Source organism: Saccharicrinis fermentans DSM 9555 = JCM 21142 (genome assembly GCF_000517085.1).
Classification (GTDB): Bacteria; Bacteroidota; Bacteroidia; order Bacteroidales; family Marinilabiliaceae; genus Saccharicrinis; species Saccharicrinis fermentans.
Genome location: NZ_KI912107.1, coordinates 5,209,037 through 5,226,364, shown reverse-complemented (window position 1 = coordinate 5,226,364; position 17,328 = coordinate 5,209,037). Strand labels below are relative to the sequence as shown.

Below are 17,328 nucleotides of genomic sequence, written 5' to 3'. Positions count from 1 at the left end.
GTTTAACTATTGAACATTCAATTAACCTACGCTATTATTTGTAGTTACGTTGTGCTACTTTCACCACCTCAAACGTAAGGTCTTCTTTATGCATTACAGGCGCTTTATCTTCACCTTGATACTCCCAACAAGCGGCATAAGCAAACTTATCATCCTGACGAAGTGCTTCACCTTCTTCTGTTTGGAACTCTTCACGGAAGTGGCCTCCACATGACTCTTCACGGTTCAGAGCATCACGTGCCATCAAATCGCCTGTTGTAATAAAGTCAGCCAAACGAGATGCTTTTTCAAGCTCCACATTCATACCTTTTCCTGATCCCGGTATTTTAACGTTCGTCCAGAATTCTTTTTTAATGGCTGCAATTTTTTCAATTGCCTCTTCCAGACCTTTCTTGTTACGTGCCATACCCACAAAATCCCACATCACCAATCCTAGTTCTTTGTGTAAACTGTCCACAGAACGATTCCCTTTTATGGATAGTAATTTTTCGAATTTAGCTTTAGCAGCTGCTTCGGCTTCCACAAATTCTTTTTCGTCACCGGTCATACGAGGCGTACGAATATCGTCTGCCAAATAATTTTGGATTGTATAAGGAAGTACGAAATATCCATCAGCTAAACCTTGCATCAATGCTGAGGCACCTAGACGGTTCGCACCATGATCAGAGAAGTTAGCTTCACCAGCGGCAAACAAACCGGGAACTGTGGTTTGCAATTCATAGTCAACCCAAATACCTCCCATGGTATAGTGAATAGCCGGATAAATCATCATCGGCTCTTTGTAAGGGTTATCATCAACAATCTTCTCATACATTTGGAAAAGGTTTCCGTAACGTGCACGGATGGTATCTTCACCCAAACGTTCAATGGCTGTTTTAAAATCCAAATAAACAGCCAGACCTGTAGTACCCACACCAAAGCCTGCATCACATCGTTCTTTAGCAGCACGAGAAGCCACGTCACGAGGAACCAAGTTACCAAAAGCGGGGTATCTTCTTTCCAAGTAATAATCGCGTTCTTCTTCTGACAGATCCGTTGCCTTTTTCTTACCTGCACGAATAGCCTCCGCATCTTCTTTCTTTTTAGGAACCCAGATACGACCATCATTACGTAATGATTCAGACATCAGCGTTAACTTAGATTGAAACTCTCCATGTACAGGAATACAAGTAGGGTGAATTTGCGCAAAACAAGGATTTGCAAAGGCAGCACCTTTTTGGTATGCTTTAATGGCCGCTGAACCGTTAGAGCCCATGGCATTGGTTGAAAGGAAGAATGTATTACCATAACCACCTGTAGCCATAACAACAGCATGTCCAAAGTGACGAGAAAACTCACCAGTCACAAGGTCACGAGCAATCACACCACGTGCTTTTCCGTCTACAATCACATAATCCACAATTTCAGTACGCGTATACATATCAACCGTACCCGCATTTACCTGACGCATCAACGCTTGGTAAGCACCAATCAACAATTGTTGACCTGTTTGTCCTTTGGCATAAAAAGTACGACTTACTTGCGCACCACCAAAAGAACGGTTATCAAGTGTACCACCATATTCACGAGCAAAAGGAACACCTTGAGCCACACACTGGTCAATGATGTCATTACTCACTTGTGCCAAACGATAAACATTGGCTTCACGAGCCCGGTAATCACCACCTTTTACAGTATCATAAAATAAACGATGAACAGAGTCACCATCATTGGGATAGTTTTTAGCAGCATTGATACCTCCTTGCGCAGCAATAGAGTGTGCACGACGAGGAGAATCTTGTATGGTAAAGTTTTTTACTTTAAAACCCATTTCACCAAAAGAAGCAGCAGCCGATGCACCAGCTAATCCGGTACCAATAACAATAATATCTAAGTTTCTTTTATTTGCGGGGTTCACCAACTTTTGGCCGGCCTTATAATTATCCCATTTCTGAGCCAACGGCCCTTCAGGTATCTTTGAATCTAACTTCATTTCTTAAGAATTAAAGGATTAAGAAAACAACATAAAATAAACTGCGATCACAATAAAACCAAGGTTAATTACCCAAGCAAACACAGTACCGATAACGGTCCATCGTTTACGCCAGATACTATTGCTGGCTCCTAAAGTTTGGAAAGCCGACCAAAAACCATGCGTTAAGTGTAAGGCCAACCCTAAAGAACCAATAATATAAAGAATGGCCTTCAAAGGATTTTGCAGATTTGCTTTTACCAAAGCGTAAGTATCATGCATTTCCACACCTCCAATTGTTGTTGATTGAGCACCGTGAGTAATTTGGAGAGGTACCCAATAATCAATAATGTGAACTGTTAAAAAAGCAAGAATTGTAAGACCTAAAATCCACATGTTTTTAGATGCCCACATAACCTCTTTGGTATTGTTGCCAGAAGCATACCTACTATTTCCGCGCGCTTTATTGTTTTGTGCGGTCAACAAACCTCCATAAAAAATATGCACAATAAAACCCAAAGCTAAAATGGGCTGAAGACCAAATTTAATAAGCGGTAAAGCCATGAAGTTTGCCGCCACATTAAAAGTCTCGCCGCCATCAGGCACCAATAACGTTAAGTTAATGGAAAGGTGGACTATCAAAAAGATAATCAAGAAAAGCCCCGAAATACTCATCAAGAGCTTTTTTCCAATTGAGGAACTAAATAAATTACTCATACAGTTTAAATATTAAAATCTCTAAAAATTATACTATAGTCTTGTATTTGCGAATGCAAAGGTAGTTTGTTAACGGTTTTTTGCAATGGAAATAAAGAAATAAATCTCTATTTAAATTCGGTCTAAGCACTTCTAATAAATTAGCTATTTATTAAACAGTTACCCAACCTGAAAATACACAAAAACAGCTTTCTAACCGACCATTGTAACATTATTTAACAAATAGTTGTTCGATATTTTACGTGACAAAATAAAAAAATGCATCCACTAAAGCAAACCCCACAAATATCATCATGTGATACCCAAACAATTTAGACTGCTATAAAAAGCAAACTCAAATAATAATGTCCCTTTTTAAATTCAGCCAAAGTTTTTTACTTTTGCATAAACAAGCGAGTATTATCCACTAGCTTTGTTGATATTACATAATAGAAACATTCACACGGTAATTTATATTTAGGCTATGACAGAAGAAATTCAAATAGTGATGGAAATGGCGAAAGAGAAGATGGAAAAAGCCATCTCTCACCTAGAGCACCAATTGGTAAAAATTAGAGCAGGCAAAGCAAGCCCAGGCATGCTAGAAGGTATCATGGTAGACTACTACGGATCGATGACCCCCCTTCAACAGGTGGCCAACGTAAACACACCTGACCCTAGAACAATAGCCGTTCAGCCGTGGGAAAAAGCAATGATTGAACCTATTGAAAAAGCCATTATGCTGGCCAACCTAGGTTTAAACCCTGAGAACAACGGCGAAATGATTCGCATCAACGTTCCCGCATTAACTGAAGAACGCCGTAAAGACCTGGTTAAACAAGTGAAAAAAGAAGGTGAAGATGCCAAAATAAGCCTGCGTAATGTAAGAAAGGAAAGTAACCTAGAGCTTAAGAAAATGCAAAAAGAAGGACTTTCTGAAGACATGGAGAAAGATGCTGAGGCTGAAGTTCAAAAACTTACCGACCAGTATTCGAAAGTTATAGATCAACAGGTTGATAAAAAAGAGAAAGATATCCTTACCATATAAGGTATCATATTTATAAGTTATCCAAAGGTCAGCTATATAATAGTTGACCTTTTTTATTAGCGCCACGCCTCCCCTGCTTTTTTTCAGCCACTATATAAGTGTTTCTTCTGTTCCTGGAACATATTTATGTATGGTTTTCAACAAACTCTCGTAACCAATAGGCTTGGCAATATAATCATCACACCCGGCCAATATCGATTTCTCACGCTCTTCTGACATGGCATAAGCCGTTTGCGCTATAACCGGCACGTTGCGTTTCTGTTTCTTAATTTCACGTGTAGCATCGTAACCATCCATCTCAGGCATTTTAATATCCATCAGTACCAGATCTATATTATCAATCCTATTAAAAATATCAACCGCCTCAGCACCGGTACGTGCCCATATCAAACTGGCATTGGAGATCGATAGGGCTACCTCCAGATATCTAAAATTATCTTCCTCATCCTCCGCAATTAAAAAGGTTTTTCCTTCCCAATTATACACATTATCTTTCTTTTGTATTTCGTACTTCGCCTTTACATTCCTCACCTTGTGGTATGGAATGGTGAAATAAAAAGTAGTGCCTATATTGGGTTCTGATTCAATCCATATTTTACCTCCCATTAAATCCAGCAGGTCTTTCACAAGTGACAAACCAATTCCTGTTCCGCCATAAAGCGTTTGTCTTCCTTCCGAGAATTTATAAAAACGTTCAAATATCCGATCTTCTTTACCTACGGGCAATCCAATACCTGTATCCTTAACATAAAATTGCAGGACCTCTTCATTTTTGAGTTCATACCCAAATTCCACAAAACCCCGGTCTGTAAATTTGATACCATTTCCCACCAAATTAACCAACACTTGTTTCAACCTAGCTCCATCGGTTAATATCATGGTATTTCTATCGGCGATTCCCTCTTTCAAATACAACTTAATGTTCATTTGTCCCCTTCGTTGTATATCTTTATAGAAACTGGTATAAACATCATCCAGCACCTCATGCAGACAAACGGCAGAATTACGAATCTGCAATTGACCACTGTCTATCTTAGAAATATCAATTAAGTCCTCAACAATGGTTAAAAGATTTTTCACATTCAGGTTAATCAAATTTACAAACTCTTCTTTTTCAGGATTACTTATTTCTTTGTGTGACAATAGATTACTAAAGCCAAGTATCGCATTCATGGGAGTACGTATTTCATGCGACATATTGGACAAAAAAGAATTCTTTAGTACATCCGACTCTTCGGCTTTTACAATAGCTCTCATTAATTTCTCCCGTTCTCTGCCCAATATGTGCTGGTAACGATGTTCCTTTTCAAAGGAAAAACGCATTCCATTAATAAAAGATACCATTGGAAACAAGGTAATAATATTCACAAATACAAACAGAACACATAAGTTGATATAAAAAGCAAAACTGATCTCCTGCAGCAATTTCACCTGAAAAAGCCCCAGATAACCAACGACACCAACAACTAAAAAGAGTAGTCCATTAAAAAAAATTGAATTTACACTTCCTCTGCGACCGAGCATCATACCTGACAATACAGAATAAGAAAGCAACAATACAAGACCCAATGAAGCCGGGCCATTTTCAACAAACAAAAATCCACCCAAAAGATAGACCGAAGCCGCAATCCAAAACACCCTTATACGAAAAGGAAGTGTGCGCACCAGTCCTGTAAAAAGCACACTTAAAAAGAACAATGAACTAGATATGGCCGCCACATAGTTTTCGTCTTGCAAAAAGGAAAGGGTATAATACAAATAAGCTACTAAGCCTATAGCTATTAAGGCCAAGGTAAAATAATGAAACACCCGTTCTCTCCAATAATGAAAACCACCTCCCGAAGGAACAGTTGTAGGACCCAACTTCCTTTTAACCCAAACATTAATCCGTCTTATGGTTTTACTCTTTTCTGTAGTCATAAATAAAAAAGCAGGGTTGCTTAAAACATAACCTGCACGCTAAAGTCCTCACTCACGAATTGTGCTATAAAGGTAAAACTTTCCACTTTATATCAAATTTAAATTCATAAAAATAACAGCTCTTTGATAGAGAAACATAACCCTGTAATACTAAACGACCCCCATAAGAATACAATCTGTTAAAATAAAGCGAATTATATAAGTCCGAACTATATTTTGACGCTATTTACGACTCAGTGGGCAATTATTACAAATATCTATTTCGTTTTGATGCAAAAGAATATTTCGCCTAAAACTCAAATAAGCAGGAGTACTCCACACTTCAACCATGCTTTGCTCATATATATTACCCATTATATATTTGGCGTCCTTATCAAAGCAACAAGGCAGCAAATCGCCCTCCCAGGTAAGCACAGCAGAACTCCAATGTTTCCAGCACTTATTTTTATACTGGTCTCCCAAACCAACCGATCCATCATGATTTACCTTATATCTAGAGAGACGTGCATCCGTAGGAAGCATATGAACTTTGTTTTCCACCCCATAAATCTGTGCTTTTTTAACTTCAACCATATCCACACCCATAGCCCATACTGTCTTCTTGAATTCTCCAATCTGATGTTGGTTATGATGAAAGGCAATAAATTGCGCACGTATAATAGGCTTGTTTAAGCCCAGCTCCCTTTTGGCCTTTACCAAGTTCAAGATGCCATCCAATACTTTTGACAATTGGCCACCAACTCTATATTCTTCATATACAGGCTGGGTCATACCATCCAACGATACCACCAAAATATCCAGTCCGCTTTTTACCGTTTTTATAGCCTGCTGATAGGATAAAAATTGAGCATTGGTCGATGTCTCAACAACAAGTCTGGCTTTTTTTGCTTCTTTCACCAGTGCAAAAAAATCTGGATGCATGAACGGCTCGCCCTGGAAATAGAGATTCACATGCCACACTGTTTTTCCAATATGATGCAACATGGTTTGGTATCGTTTTACATCAACCATACCCTTATGTCTACTGAGCGTTCGCAAACCCGTTGGACATTCGGGGCATTGCAGGTTACAAACATTCAATGGCTCAATACTTACGGCCCAGGGTCTTCCCCAAATACAAGCACGTTTTAGCAGAGCACTATATACATACGAGAGTTGCAACTGAACAATATTAATGATTCGTACCCAACTAATCGTTCGCAAATACATCCATGCAATACGGCTTGCTACCAGCTGCGTTCTAATTTGTTTCGAGAATATCAAATACTTGATTAAGATTAGGTGACAAAATAATTTCTGTTCTTCGATTCTTTCTTCGGGCCTCAGGTGTTTTAGCCTCGTCAATGGGGACAAACTCACTCCTGCCGGCAGCTGTTATACGCGACGGCTCAATATGGGCATTTTGCAGTAATATACGGGTCACCGAGGTGGCTCTTTTCACACTTAGATCCCAATTATCAAGCAATACACCACTTTTATATGGCACATCATCTGTATGTCCTTCCACCAGCACATTAATATCTGGTTTCTGCTCCAATACACCAGCTATCTTCTTCAGGGCTCCTACCCCAATTGCACTCACCTGATAACTACCTGAACCAAACAAAAGCTTTTCCTCCATCGAAACATAAACCTTTCCATTTTTGATATGCACCTCAAGCTCATCACTTCCAAAGTCTGTTAATGCATTCGCCACAGTATTTCTCAATGCATTCATCATAGAATCCTTTTCAGAAAGGGCACGTTCCAATTCGGTAAGACGTCTATTTCTGCGGGCAAGCTCATCTTGCATCACATCCAATTCCGAAGAGGCCACTTCCAGACTATGTTGTTTATCGGCCAATTCCCTTTCGGCCAAAAGCAAGGCATCCTCTCTTTTCTGCAACTGTTCATGCAAAGATTGTAAATGAGCCAACAACTCAGCAGATTCACCCGAACGATTCTTAAGGGAAGAATTCTCTAAAAAAGAATTATACTTTGATAACAGTTCTTTATTTCTATTCTTTAAAGACCAATTTTGTTTAGCCAACCTTAGGGTATCCTTTTCCAACATGGCCAAGGCTTTTTTCATCCGCTCAATATCGGCTTTTAACTCATCATTATCCACCTCCAGATCCTGAACCTCTGCCTCCAGTCTTCTCTGGGCTGCCATGCAATCCTTCTCGCTTTGCTGTAACTCCTGAAATTGTTTAAGCGGAACGCAAGAAAACAATCCAAGCAAAACCAGCGTCACTAATATAAAATGTATTTTCATGTTTAAAATTTATCTTTCAATGGTCATATGAATCTCTCAATTAAAGTCATTGTTCACCAAATTTCACATGTAAGGACATTCATGAATACGATGTATTTCATTGTCCTGTGTGTGAAATAATTTCCATACTACTTTTGATTTATTGAGATAACCAAAGCTTTCCATTTGTTTATAACAATCCTGATTCATGGATCCAAATATCACTATAATTTTTGAAAGATTAAAGATCTTAGGTGCCCAATCCTTCCCTACCCCTCAAATATCTGATTATGGCAAAATGCAGACATTCGACACCTATTAATTCACCCCAAAGTATTATATTTGTGCCCGATATTTTTTTACCCATTAACAAAAAAATGACACAGGAACAACCGGAACATATAATCAAGCTAAAAAAAGCATTGGTAAGCTTGGCTGATTATCTGTACACTACACAAATTTAAACCAATGAAAAAAGGGAACAGCAAGCTTGAGCAGATTAACACCCCTGACGACTTAAAGAAATTTAGCGAAAAGGATCTTGAACAGATATGTGCCGAGCTACGGGATTTTATTATCGATGCTGTATCTTGCAACCCGGGTCACTTTGGCGCAAGTCTGGGTGTCGTTGAACTGACCGTTGCTCTTCATTACGTTTACAATACACCTTATGATAAAATCATATGGGATGTGGGTCATCAGGCATATGGACACAAAATATTGACTGCCCGTAAAAATAATTTTCACACCAACAGAAAGTATAAAGGTTTAAGCGGATTTCCGAATATTACCGAAAGTGAATACGATGCTTTTGGTGTAGGACACTCTTCTACCTCCATATCTGCAGCCCTGGGAATGTCCATCGCTGCCAAAGCAAATAACGAGGACGACAAGCATGTTGTAGCGGTTATTGGAGATGGCAGTATGACCGCTGGCCTGGCCTTTGAAGGACTTAACAACCTAAGCAGCTCAAAATCTAACATGTTGATCATATTAAATGACAACAACATGGCCATCGACCCCAACACCGGAGGACTGAGCGATTACCTGGTAGACATATCAACCTCGCAGACATATAATAAAATAAGAAAAGAAGTAATAAGAGGGCTGGAGAAGCTTAAGATTACCGGCCCCGATTCACGGCATAAAATTGTTGCCATCAATAATAGCATCAAATCACTGCTCACCAAGCAGACCAATATATTCGAAGGCCTAAATATTAGGTATTTCGGCCCTGTTGATGGACATGACATTAACCACTTGGTGAAAGTACTTCAAGACCTAAAGAACATCCCAGGACCTAAGGTCTTGCATTGCAAAACAAAAAAAGGCAAGGGCTTTAAGTTAGCCGAAGAAAACCAAACAGCCTGGCATGCAACAGGAGCCAAGTTCGACAAAAACACAGGTGAAAAACTGGATCACACTTCCAACAAACCCAAGCCGCCTAAATACCAGGAAGTATTTGGGCATACCATTGTGGAATTAGCCGAAAAAAACAAAAAAATAATGGGCATCACTCCTGCCATGCCCTCTGGTTGTTCCTTAAATATCATGATGGAGAAGATGCCAGATAGGGCTTTTGATGTAGGTATTGCAGAGCAACACGCAGTAACATTCTCTGCCGGCCTGGCCATAGAAGGCATGGTGCCCTACTGCAATATCTACTCCTCATTTATGCAAAGAGCCTACGATCAGGTAATACATGACGTGGCGATACAAAATCTAAATGTTGTTTTTTGCCTGGACAGAGGAGGCCTCGTAGGAGCTGACGGAGCCACCCATCATGGGGTATACGACCTGGCCTTTTTCCGCCCGGTACCTAACCTAATTGTTTCTTCACCTCGTAACGAAGAGGAACTGCGTAACCTGATGTACACGGCACAATTACCCAACATGGGACCCTTTGCCATTCGTTATCCCAGAGGTACAGGCACCACCACACAATGGAAAACCCCCTTTAAGAAGATTGAGGTGGGCAAGGGTGAAAAACTAAAAGATGGTGACGACCTGGCTTTTATCACCATAGGACCATTGGCCAACAAGGCATTACAAGCATGTCACAAGCTAGATGACGAAGGCATATCTACTGGTTTATACGACCTGAGGTTTGCCAAACCCATTGACGAGAAGCTCCTACACGAGGTATTTAAAAAATACAAAAAAATAATTACAGTAGAAGATGGAACGATTATTGGAGGAATAGGTAGTGCTGTTATTGAGTTCATGGTGGAAAACGGCTATTCGGCACAGGTAAAAAAACTAGGTGTTCCCGATAGATTTGTTGACCATGGTACCCAAACAGAATTACAGCATGAATGCGGTTTTGATAAACAAGGAATGATAGAAACCGCTAAAAGCATGTTTCAACAACCGTAATTTAAACCATGTATCAAATACATAAACACTGTTTACTCTTTACTTTCCTACTAATTTGTGTTTCTCCGCTGGCGCAAACCATTAAAGTTGTTGATGCTGACATACATATGCCTGTATCAAACGTAATGGTTTTTGACGAGACAGAGACCATGACTGCCGGAACCAACGACGACGGAATAGTGGACATATCTCTTTTTAAACGGGACGCCCATCTCTGGTTTAAACACCCTGCTTATGAACTTTATGTGCTAAGCTCCAAGAAACAACTTCCTAAATATATCACCCTATGCCCCAAAATATTTACCCTGGATGAGTTCGTGGTTTCTGCTTCCCGTACACAAGAAAACAAAAAAAATATTCCTTATTTTTTGAAATCGGTACAACCCCGCACTATTCAATTTAAAAATACACCTACCGCAGCCGATATTCTAAGCAGCAGCGGTTATGTGGCCGTACAAAAAAGCCAGAGTGGTGGTGGCAGCCCCATTTTAAGAGGCTTTGAGGCCAATCGTGTATTACTGGTAATGGATGGCATCCGTATGAACAATGCCATTTACAGAAGCGGACACCTACAAAATAGTATTACCATCGATCCATATGTATTAGAAAACACAGAAATTCTTTTCGGCCCATCATCTGTCATGTACGGAAGCGATGCACTGGGCGGCGTCGTCAGATATTTCAGTAAGGATCCGATTTTGTCAAACAATGATTTAACAGAGCTGTCTGTTGAAAGCTCCATTCAAAGCATGAGTGCCTCCAACTCCACCAAAGCCAACATTCATATAAATGCCGGATTCAAACATTGGGCTTCTCTTTCCAGCTTTACATACAGTGACTTTGGAGATATAAAAATGGGCAAAAACAAAAGCAGCAATGTGCCGGACAATTGGGGCAAAGTGTTTCATTATGCCCAAAGAATCAATGGAATAGACTCAATGATAACAAATAAAGATCCATATACTCAACCATATACAGGATACCAACAATACGACTTATTACAGAAATTTAAATTCGCCACCTCACGTAACCACGCTGTTATTTTTAACTTCCAATACTCCACCTCTTCCAATATAAACCGTTTTGATGCGCTCAACGACTATAAAAACAACACCCTCAAATACGCACAATATTATTACGGCCCACAAGAAAGACTACTCACATCAGCCCAGAGCAAGTACAACAAAGAAACCCAATGGTTTTCGTCAATAAACACCATTGTGGCTTATCAAAAAATAAAGGAATCCAGGTATAGTAGAAAATTCAACAATACCAACAGGCTTTCACAAGAAGAACATCTTGAGGCATACAGCCTAAACTTAGATCTGGTAAAAAAACTGAATGCTTCTTCAAAAATAAACTATGGAGCCGAAATTCTATTTAATGATATGTCTTCTCACGGAAAGTACACCCACATAGAAACGGGGGAGCACAGTACAGCAAGCAGTAGATATCCCAATGGAGGTAGCTTCTTTCAATCATATGCCATATATTTAAACTACCATAAAAACCTCCACGAAAAAGTCAACATCAATACAGGCATCCGATTTGGGTATTTCAAATACAACTCTACGTTTAAGGCCGATAAATTATTTACACCCATTGTTAGCAATCTAATAATGGATAATAAGGCTCCTTCGGCCAGTATGGGCATGGTTTACCTACCCAGAGATTCCTGGAAACTTTCTGCTGTTATAGCATCCGGCTATCGCGTTCCCAATGTGGATGATTACGGTAAGATTAGGGCCAAAAATGATGAAATAAGTATGCCCAACCCATTCCTAAAACCGGAATACGCCTTTAATGCAGAACTTTCTGCCGAAAAAAGCTTTTACAACGAAAACTTCATTGTAAACCTCACCTTATACAACACCTGGTTACACGATGCCATCGTTCGCGAATACTACAATTATCAAGGAAGTGACTCTATCGAATATGATGGGGATATGTACCGTATGTATATCAACAGCAATCAACAGAAAGCCATCATAAAAGGTTTATCGGCAGGAATGCAAGCCCAACCCTTTCATAACATATCTGTAAGCGCTACCCTCAATTACACCCATGGTCAAGTGAGTTCTACTGGTGAACCCATGGGACATATCACACCAATCTTTGGGAAGGTGACTGTCCATTACAGACATAAAAATTTCAAGACTGAATTTTACATGCACTACCAGGGCGAGAAAAAATACAAAGACATGTCGCCCTACGGAGAAGATAACGAAGATGAAGGAACGCCCGGTGGCTTTCCGGCTTGGCAAACCTTTAATCTGGCAACGCAATATCAACTACATAATGCTGTCACAATACAAGCTTCAGTAGAGAATATACTGGATAGACACTACAAAACTTTTGCTTCCGGAATCAGTTCTCCCGGTAGAAGCTTAATTCTATCATTAACAGGAAGATTCTAATTGCAGAAACAGAGGTCACAGGGGTTGTTGAAGGAAAAGCTTCAACAACTGCAGGCCCACAGGTAGCTGTAAAAATTGAAAGTGCAGGATATAAAGTAAATGAAGGCTCTGCTAAGTCGTTAGAATTTTCTGGGGGATTGATAAAGATGGCTTAAAAGTAGAGTAGATATACTAATACATTTGCAAATGTAAATAACAATAATATTGTACGTTTTTTACTATCATTTTAACCATTGTGTATTACTAATATTTATGCTTTTATAAAATATTAATGCTTGAATACAATATTAGCATACTACTATTTCGTTTTGTACATTACATATTTTTGCTTATTTTTGATTCGACCAAAACAATATTGAAAATTTTTGATTCCTATTTTTTAAATATGAATTTAACTATAAATCAATACAAGATTATTCTTAAGTAAGAATCTTCGAAAGCCATTAAACTTTAAACTGGAGGACAACCAAATGATCTTAAATGAAAAGGCCATTCCGCTAAAAAGGATGGCATCATTAATTACTGCGCAAAAGACGGGTAATGGCGAACAATTTGCTAAAAGAATAAAAATATCGCGTAGCAAATTATACGAATTACTGGAGGACTTCTCCTTAATGGGGGTACAAATCAACTACTCGAAAAAGTACAATACCTTTTATTACGCTAATAATTTAAAAATTAAGGTGAATACACCCATTGAAATTGTTCCTATCGAGGAATGCCAAACTATTAACGGTGGCCTATTTTTAATGCAAGCTTCTATTTTAAAGTTTTAAACCTATTCTATTTTTAATTTATGAGTGATAAAATATTTCCGGCCGATATAATAAATCATGCGGTAGAGAATCATTTTGTGGTTAATAACAAGAGGTTTAACCGCGTGTACATTGGAGTAATTGCACTTTTGCTTATCGGTGTTTTTTATTGGAGCTATTGTTGCTGACCATACTAATTAAATATCAAATTGAACTAGGAGGTCTGTTGTTTAACAAGCAGACTTCCTAGTGTTTTTAATATGAAAATCAAACTTTACATAATTCTATGCTTGGAGTTAATTTCTTCATTAATTATTGTTTCTGCTCAAACATTTGAAGGAAAAATTACCGATGCCCAAAGCCATAAATCCATTCCCTTTGTGAATATTAGCCTAAAAGGAACTTATAACGGAACGGTATCTGATGCCAATGGAAATTACAAACTAAAAATTCCTCAAGGAAAGGATTATACCATTTGCTTTAGTTATATTGGGTATCAATCAAAAGAAATAAAGCAAAGTCTACTGAAAAACAATCCTAATGTTGCATTGCAGCCTTCTTTAATCCCCATTAGCGAAGTTGTCGTAATGCCCGATAGTACCCTGCGAAGTTTTTTACGCAAAGCTTATGATTTGATTCCTAAGAATTACCCTGACCTTCCCACCTCCTATCAAGTTTTTTGCCGTGGAGGCATTCAAAATGGTAATGAGGAGTATATTAGATTTAATGAAGTTTTGCTTCGGGCCTATAAGCCATCCTACCACAATAAATCAGATGGTACTGTTGAGGTTCTGAAAACCCGAAAGTATAGAGAATCTGAGCAAAGTGATGACTTTAGATATTTCTATTATGGAGGTGTTCATAGTATTCATAATGACGATATTATTAAAAATCGTAGTATTTTTTTAGAACCTCATAAAGATTATAATTATAAATTAGTAGGGCAAGAGCATTATAATGATAGGAAAGTATATGTAATAGCTTTTAAACCTAAGCAGGGTAAAAAATTACGTTATAAAGGCAAGTTTTATATTGATGTGAAAAGTTTAGGATATTTAAAGGTAGAATTAAAGCCTACAGATAAATGGATAGAAGAAAGATATAATGATATATTAGGTTTGCACCGCGACATTAAAGGCAAAGATTTTGATTTTGTGGTAAATTACAACATACTTGATTCTATTTTCTATTATCAATCATCCTATTATAAAGAAAAGCTTGTTCATAAGGATAGTATTTATTATTTAATAGATGAAAATGTAGTTACTTCAATGCAAAAGGATTCAGTGCAAAAAATTCCTTTCGAACAACAAACCCCTATTAGCTACGTACCCACACTCGAAGCTACTGAATATGCACAAAGCAACTGGAAAGATTATGCTACCATGCCCAATGCTATTGAGATTGATACTATTATGGCAAAAGAATTATTCAATAAACCTACACCTAAGCCTAGTAAAAAGGAGATACTTATAAAAATACTGAGCAGACTTGATGGTGCATTTGGAGTTACCTATTTTGATTATTCTATGCCGGCATCTCAAATTAATTTGAGTTACAAACATCATAATTTTAATAAACAATTGGATGTGTCAAGTACTGTGTTAAATTTTGAGACCTGGATGATATATAAGTTATCACCCTATCATGGGATTGGATATAAAACAAATGCTTCATTAAGTAAATCTTACCATAGTAAAGCCGGAGCTTTATACTATAACCTAAGGCTTCCAATAAAAACAGTAGGCAAAAATGTATACGGAAATATTTCTCTAGGATATTCATGGCGCAATTTCGGACAAAGCCTGGGCACAAGTAATTCAGATGCCGAGTTTAAATTTGGTGGTAAAAAGTTTACTGCGGATAAAGTACGAGCTTTTACCGGCTTAAAACAGCACGGTTATGAAACTGGATTTAACCTGATGGTTCAACTAAGAACAATGTTGTATTTAAATGTGGGAGCCAATTATTTTTGGGCCAACAAAACCCAGGAGACCATTTATATCAAAGAAGCGAAAGGAATCTTCAGAACCGAGGCAAACGAAGCATTAAACCAAAGCGATATTAACTATCAAATTGACGGTGTAGATTCAACTATTAGTGGTGTGATAAATAATAATTGGGGGCTAAGCTTAGGAATAAGTATATGTTTTTAGTTTAATTCTTTTCTTCCTTTGCCCATTGTACCAAGAAAGCGTTCAACTCTTGGGGATTTTTGTTGTATGCTTAATTTTATTCTTTCGCTTTGTTGTTTCAGGAGAATATATAGATCTAATTTCAGCTTTTGTACCATTATTAGAAATAATTCGCATCAAAAATAATACGATTCTAATCTTACGCTATTAAAATTAAGAGTATGGTGAAAAAAGTTGCGAAAATAATCGCAGTTCTATTAGTTCTACTTTAACAGATTAAAATGATCACTGAAAAAACGATAATTTAGTATTGTTTTTCTTTCGTAATAAACAGTAAATTAGTATATTGCAATTGAAACAAAGAACAAAACTCAAGTTTGCAATGGGTAACGGGCGAAAAACTTAAAAAAATATACGAATAATGGTAAAACACTGCTAGCGGTCAACAACCGACTTGAAGTGTATTTATCTGAATTTCAGCACCATTTTAAAAATAGAACAAAATCCAACTTCGACAAAGCTACTCAATACGTCGAAGGTCTAGCTTTAAGCGATTTGAAAAACATCGAACGCATCACTGAGACATTAAACGCAGACTACCATAAGATGCAGCATTTTATCACCGAATCCAATTGGGATGCAAGAGCTGTCATCGACCAAATAGCAAATCAGGTAGACCAATCACTCCCAAACCAAAAATTAAAAGGATTACTCATAGACGAAAGCGGATGGGTGAAAAAAGGTGACAAAAGCATTGGTGTTGATCACCAGTATTGCGGGAACGTTGGGAAGACTGCAAACTCGCAGGTTGCAGTTTTTGGTTGCTTGTGCACGGACAAATATGCAGCGTTGGTCGACACGAGACTGTACCTTCCAAGGTCATGGTGTACTAACAACGCCAGGTGTGAAACTGCTGGCATCCCCAAAGAGGACAGGGTTTTCAAGACAAAACCGGAGCTGGCTACAGATATTGTGAAGCACCAACTGGAAATGGGTATCGAGTTCGATTACGTTGGGGGGGATGGACTTTATGGCAATGACCTTGCGTTTACCCGTTCGGTTGAGGATATGGGTTTGGTGTACATGCTTGACATTCATAGCGATCAAAAAATCCACCTTGAAAAACCAGAACTACATATTCCAGAGCGAAAGAGCAATCGTGGGCGCCCACCCAAAAGGCCGAAGGCAAGCACCCCATCGGTAAACGCTAACGAATATATAGAAACGCTTACAAACAAGGACTGGAAAAAGCTTGACATTCGTGATTCTGCCAAGGGAAAGCTGAAGGGATTGTTCCATTTTAAGACAGTTTACATTTGGGATAAGGTTCAGAACATTGTTGAGAAACGGTTGCTGGTCATTTCGAAAAGAAAGACAAAGCAGGGAGTAGAAATAAAATATTCGTTCACTAACGCAGAACTTGCTCAATACACGCATCAGGCGCTGGCATACATGCAGGCACAACGCTTTTTCATTGAGCATAGCTTCAAAGAGCAAAAACAGATAGTAGGCTTGGATCAGTTCCAAACCCGCAAATGGCTGTCATGGCATCACCAAGTAGCCCTCAACTTAATGGTGGGCAGCTTTATGCTGAAAGAAAAACTATTGAATCAAGACGAAGTCCCATTGTTGTCGGCAAGAGACATTATGGATTTTATGGTATACAAATTTTATCGTGAAATGACCGATGAACGGATGCTGGAAAAACTGCAGCAGCGACATGAAAAGCGACAGCGTGACATAGACCTCTGTTATTCAAAGCAATAAATCTGTTAAAGTAGAATTAGTTGGTATAAT

At 38.5% G+C, this 17,328-nt stretch carries 12 protein-coding genes; 7 read left to right on the top strand and 5 right to left on the bottom strand.

Annotated features, from left to right (window positions below; all coding sequences use genetic code 11):
- Positions 1-34 precede the first annotated feature (34 nt).
- Together CYTFE_RS0121470 and CYTFE_RS0121465 are read right to left on the bottom strand one after the other, a co-directional pair.
- Positions 35-1,972, bottom strand: a complete 1,938-nt coding sequence (locus CYTFE_RS0121470; RefSeq protein ID WP_027473503.1) for a fumarate reductase/succinate dehydrogenase flavoprotein subunit — start codon at positions 1,970-1,972, stop codon at positions 35-37.
- Between the two features lie 18 nt (positions 1,973-1,990).
- Entirely contained in the window at positions 1,991-2,668 is a 678-nt protein-coding gene (locus CYTFE_RS0121465) for a succinate dehydrogenase cytochrome b subunit (RefSeq protein ID WP_027473502.1), read from the bottom strand.
- 463 nt (positions 2,669-3,131) lie between these two features.
- On the opposite strand from CYTFE_RS0121465, the gene frr reads away from it, so the two are divergent.
- Positions 3,132-3,695 (top strand): ribosome recycling factor, encoded by a 564-nt coding sequence (frr, locus tag CYTFE_RS0121460; protein ID WP_027473501.1) that lies wholly within the window; start codon positions 3,132-3,134, stop codon positions 3,693-3,695.
- Positions 3,696-3,785: 90 nt separating this feature from the next.
- Here frr and CYTFE_RS29095 read toward each other — a convergent pair whose 3' ends face one another.
- From CYTFE_RS29095 to CYTFE_RS0121445, 3 genes are all read right to left on the bottom strand, one after another.
- Positions 3,786-5,615 (bottom strand): ATP-binding protein, encoded by a 1,830-nt coding sequence (locus CYTFE_RS29095; RefSeq protein WP_052343351.1) that lies wholly within the window; start codon positions 5,613-5,615, stop codon positions 3,786-3,788.
- Positions 5,616-5,837: 222 nt separating this feature from the next.
- Positions 5,838-6,878, bottom strand: coding sequence for a radical SAM/SPASM domain-containing protein (locus tag CYTFE_RS0121450; RefSeq protein ID WP_052522148.1), 1,041 nt, complete (start codon positions 6,876-6,878; stop codon positions 5,838-5,840).
- Complete coding sequence (locus CYTFE_RS0121445; RefSeq protein WP_027473499.1) at positions 6,856-7,869, bottom strand: OmpA family protein; 1,014 nt, start codon at positions 7,867-7,869, stop codon at positions 6,856-6,858. The genes CYTFE_RS0121450 and CYTFE_RS0121445 overlap by 23 nt, the downstream gene beginning before the upstream one ends.
- A 269-nt stretch (positions 7,870-8,138) precedes the next feature.
- On the opposite strand from CYTFE_RS0121445, the gene CYTFE_RS0121440 reads away from it, so the two are divergent.
- The 6 genes from CYTFE_RS0121440 (at position 8,139) to CYTFE_RS0121410 (ending at position 17,298) form a co-directional block, all read left to right on the top strand.
- The gene (locus tag CYTFE_RS0121440) at positions 8,139-8,312 is read left to right on the top strand and encodes a hypothetical protein (RefSeq protein ID WP_154665712.1); all 174 of its coding nucleotides are present in this window, start codon (positions 8,139-8,141) and stop codon (positions 8,310-8,312) included.
- A gap of 4 nt (positions 8,313-8,316) precedes the next feature.
- Positions 8,317-10,224 (top strand): 1-deoxy-D-xylulose-5-phosphate synthase, encoded by a 1,908-nt coding sequence (dxs, locus tag CYTFE_RS0121435; RefSeq protein WP_027473497.1) that lies wholly within the window; start codon positions 8,317-8,319, stop codon positions 10,222-10,224.
- A gap of 8 nt (positions 10,225-10,232) precedes the next feature.
- Positions 10,233-12,641: a TonB-dependent receptor plug domain-containing protein gene (locus CYTFE_RS0121430; protein WP_027473496.1), complete on the top strand. Its 2,409-nt coding sequence runs from the start codon at positions 10,233-10,235 to the stop codon at positions 12,639-12,641.
- Positions 12,642-13,147: 506 nt separating this feature from the next.
- Positions 13,148-13,417 carry a hypothetical protein gene (locus CYTFE_RS0121425; protein WP_152541712.1) on the top strand — a complete coding sequence of 90 codons (270 nt, stop codon included), beginning with the start codon at positions 13,148-13,150 and terminating at the stop codon, positions 13,415-13,417.
- Between the two features lie 239 nt (positions 13,418-13,656).
- Positions 13,657-15,552 (top strand): carboxypeptidase-like regulatory domain-containing protein, encoded by a 1,896-nt coding sequence (locus CYTFE_RS0121420; RefSeq protein ID WP_027473494.1) that lies wholly within the window; start codon positions 13,657-13,659, stop codon positions 15,550-15,552.
- Between the two features lie 438 nt (positions 15,553-15,990).
- A complete protein-coding gene (locus CYTFE_RS0121410; RefSeq protein WP_027470370.1) occupies positions 15,991-17,298 on the top strand; it encodes an IS701 family transposase in 1,308 nt (435 codons plus the stop codon).
- Positions 17,299-17,328: the final 30 nt, after the last annotated feature.

What these genes read in the sequence shown, in the direction of transcription:
- CYTFE_RS0121470 (WP_027473503.1), bottom strand. Translation starts at nt 1,972, where the DNA reads ATGAAGTTAGATTCAAAGATACCTGAAGGGCCGTTGGCTCAGAAATGG.
- CYTFE_RS0121425 (WP_152541712.1), top strand. Translation starts at nt 13,148, where the DNA reads ATGGCATCATTAATTACTGCGCAAAAGACGGGTAATGGCGAACAATTT.
- dxs (WP_027473497.1), top strand. Translation starts at nt 8,317, where the DNA reads ATGAAAAAAGGGAACAGCAAGCTTGAGCAGATTAACACCCCTGACGAC.
- CYTFE_RS0121445 (WP_027473499.1), bottom strand. Translation starts at nt 7,869, where the DNA reads ATGAAAATACATTTTATATTAGTGACGCTGGTTTTGCTTGGATTGTTT.
- CYTFE_RS0121465 (WP_027473502.1), bottom strand. Translation starts at nt 2,668, where the DNA reads ATGAGTAATTTATTTAGTTCCTCAATTGGAAAAAAGCTCTTGATGAGT.
- CYTFE_RS0121430 (WP_027473496.1), top strand. Translation starts at nt 10,233, where the DNA reads ATGTATCAAATACATAAACACTGTTTACTCTTTACTTTCCTACTAATT.
- CYTFE_RS0121440 (WP_154665712.1), top strand. Translation starts at nt 8,139, where the DNA reads ATGGCAAAATGCAGACATTCGACACCTATTAATTCACCCCAAAGTATT.
- frr (WP_027473501.1), top strand. Translation starts at nt 3,132, where the DNA reads ATGACAGAAGAAATTCAAATAGTGATGGAAATGGCGAAAGAGAAGATG.
- CYTFE_RS0121420 (WP_027473494.1), top strand. Translation starts at nt 13,657, where the DNA reads ATGAAAATCAAACTTTACATAATTCTATGCTTGGAGTTAATTTCTTCA.
- CYTFE_RS29095 (WP_052343351.1), bottom strand. Translation starts at nt 5,615, where the DNA reads ATGACTACAGAAAAGAGTAAAACCATAAGACGGATTAATGTTTGGGTT.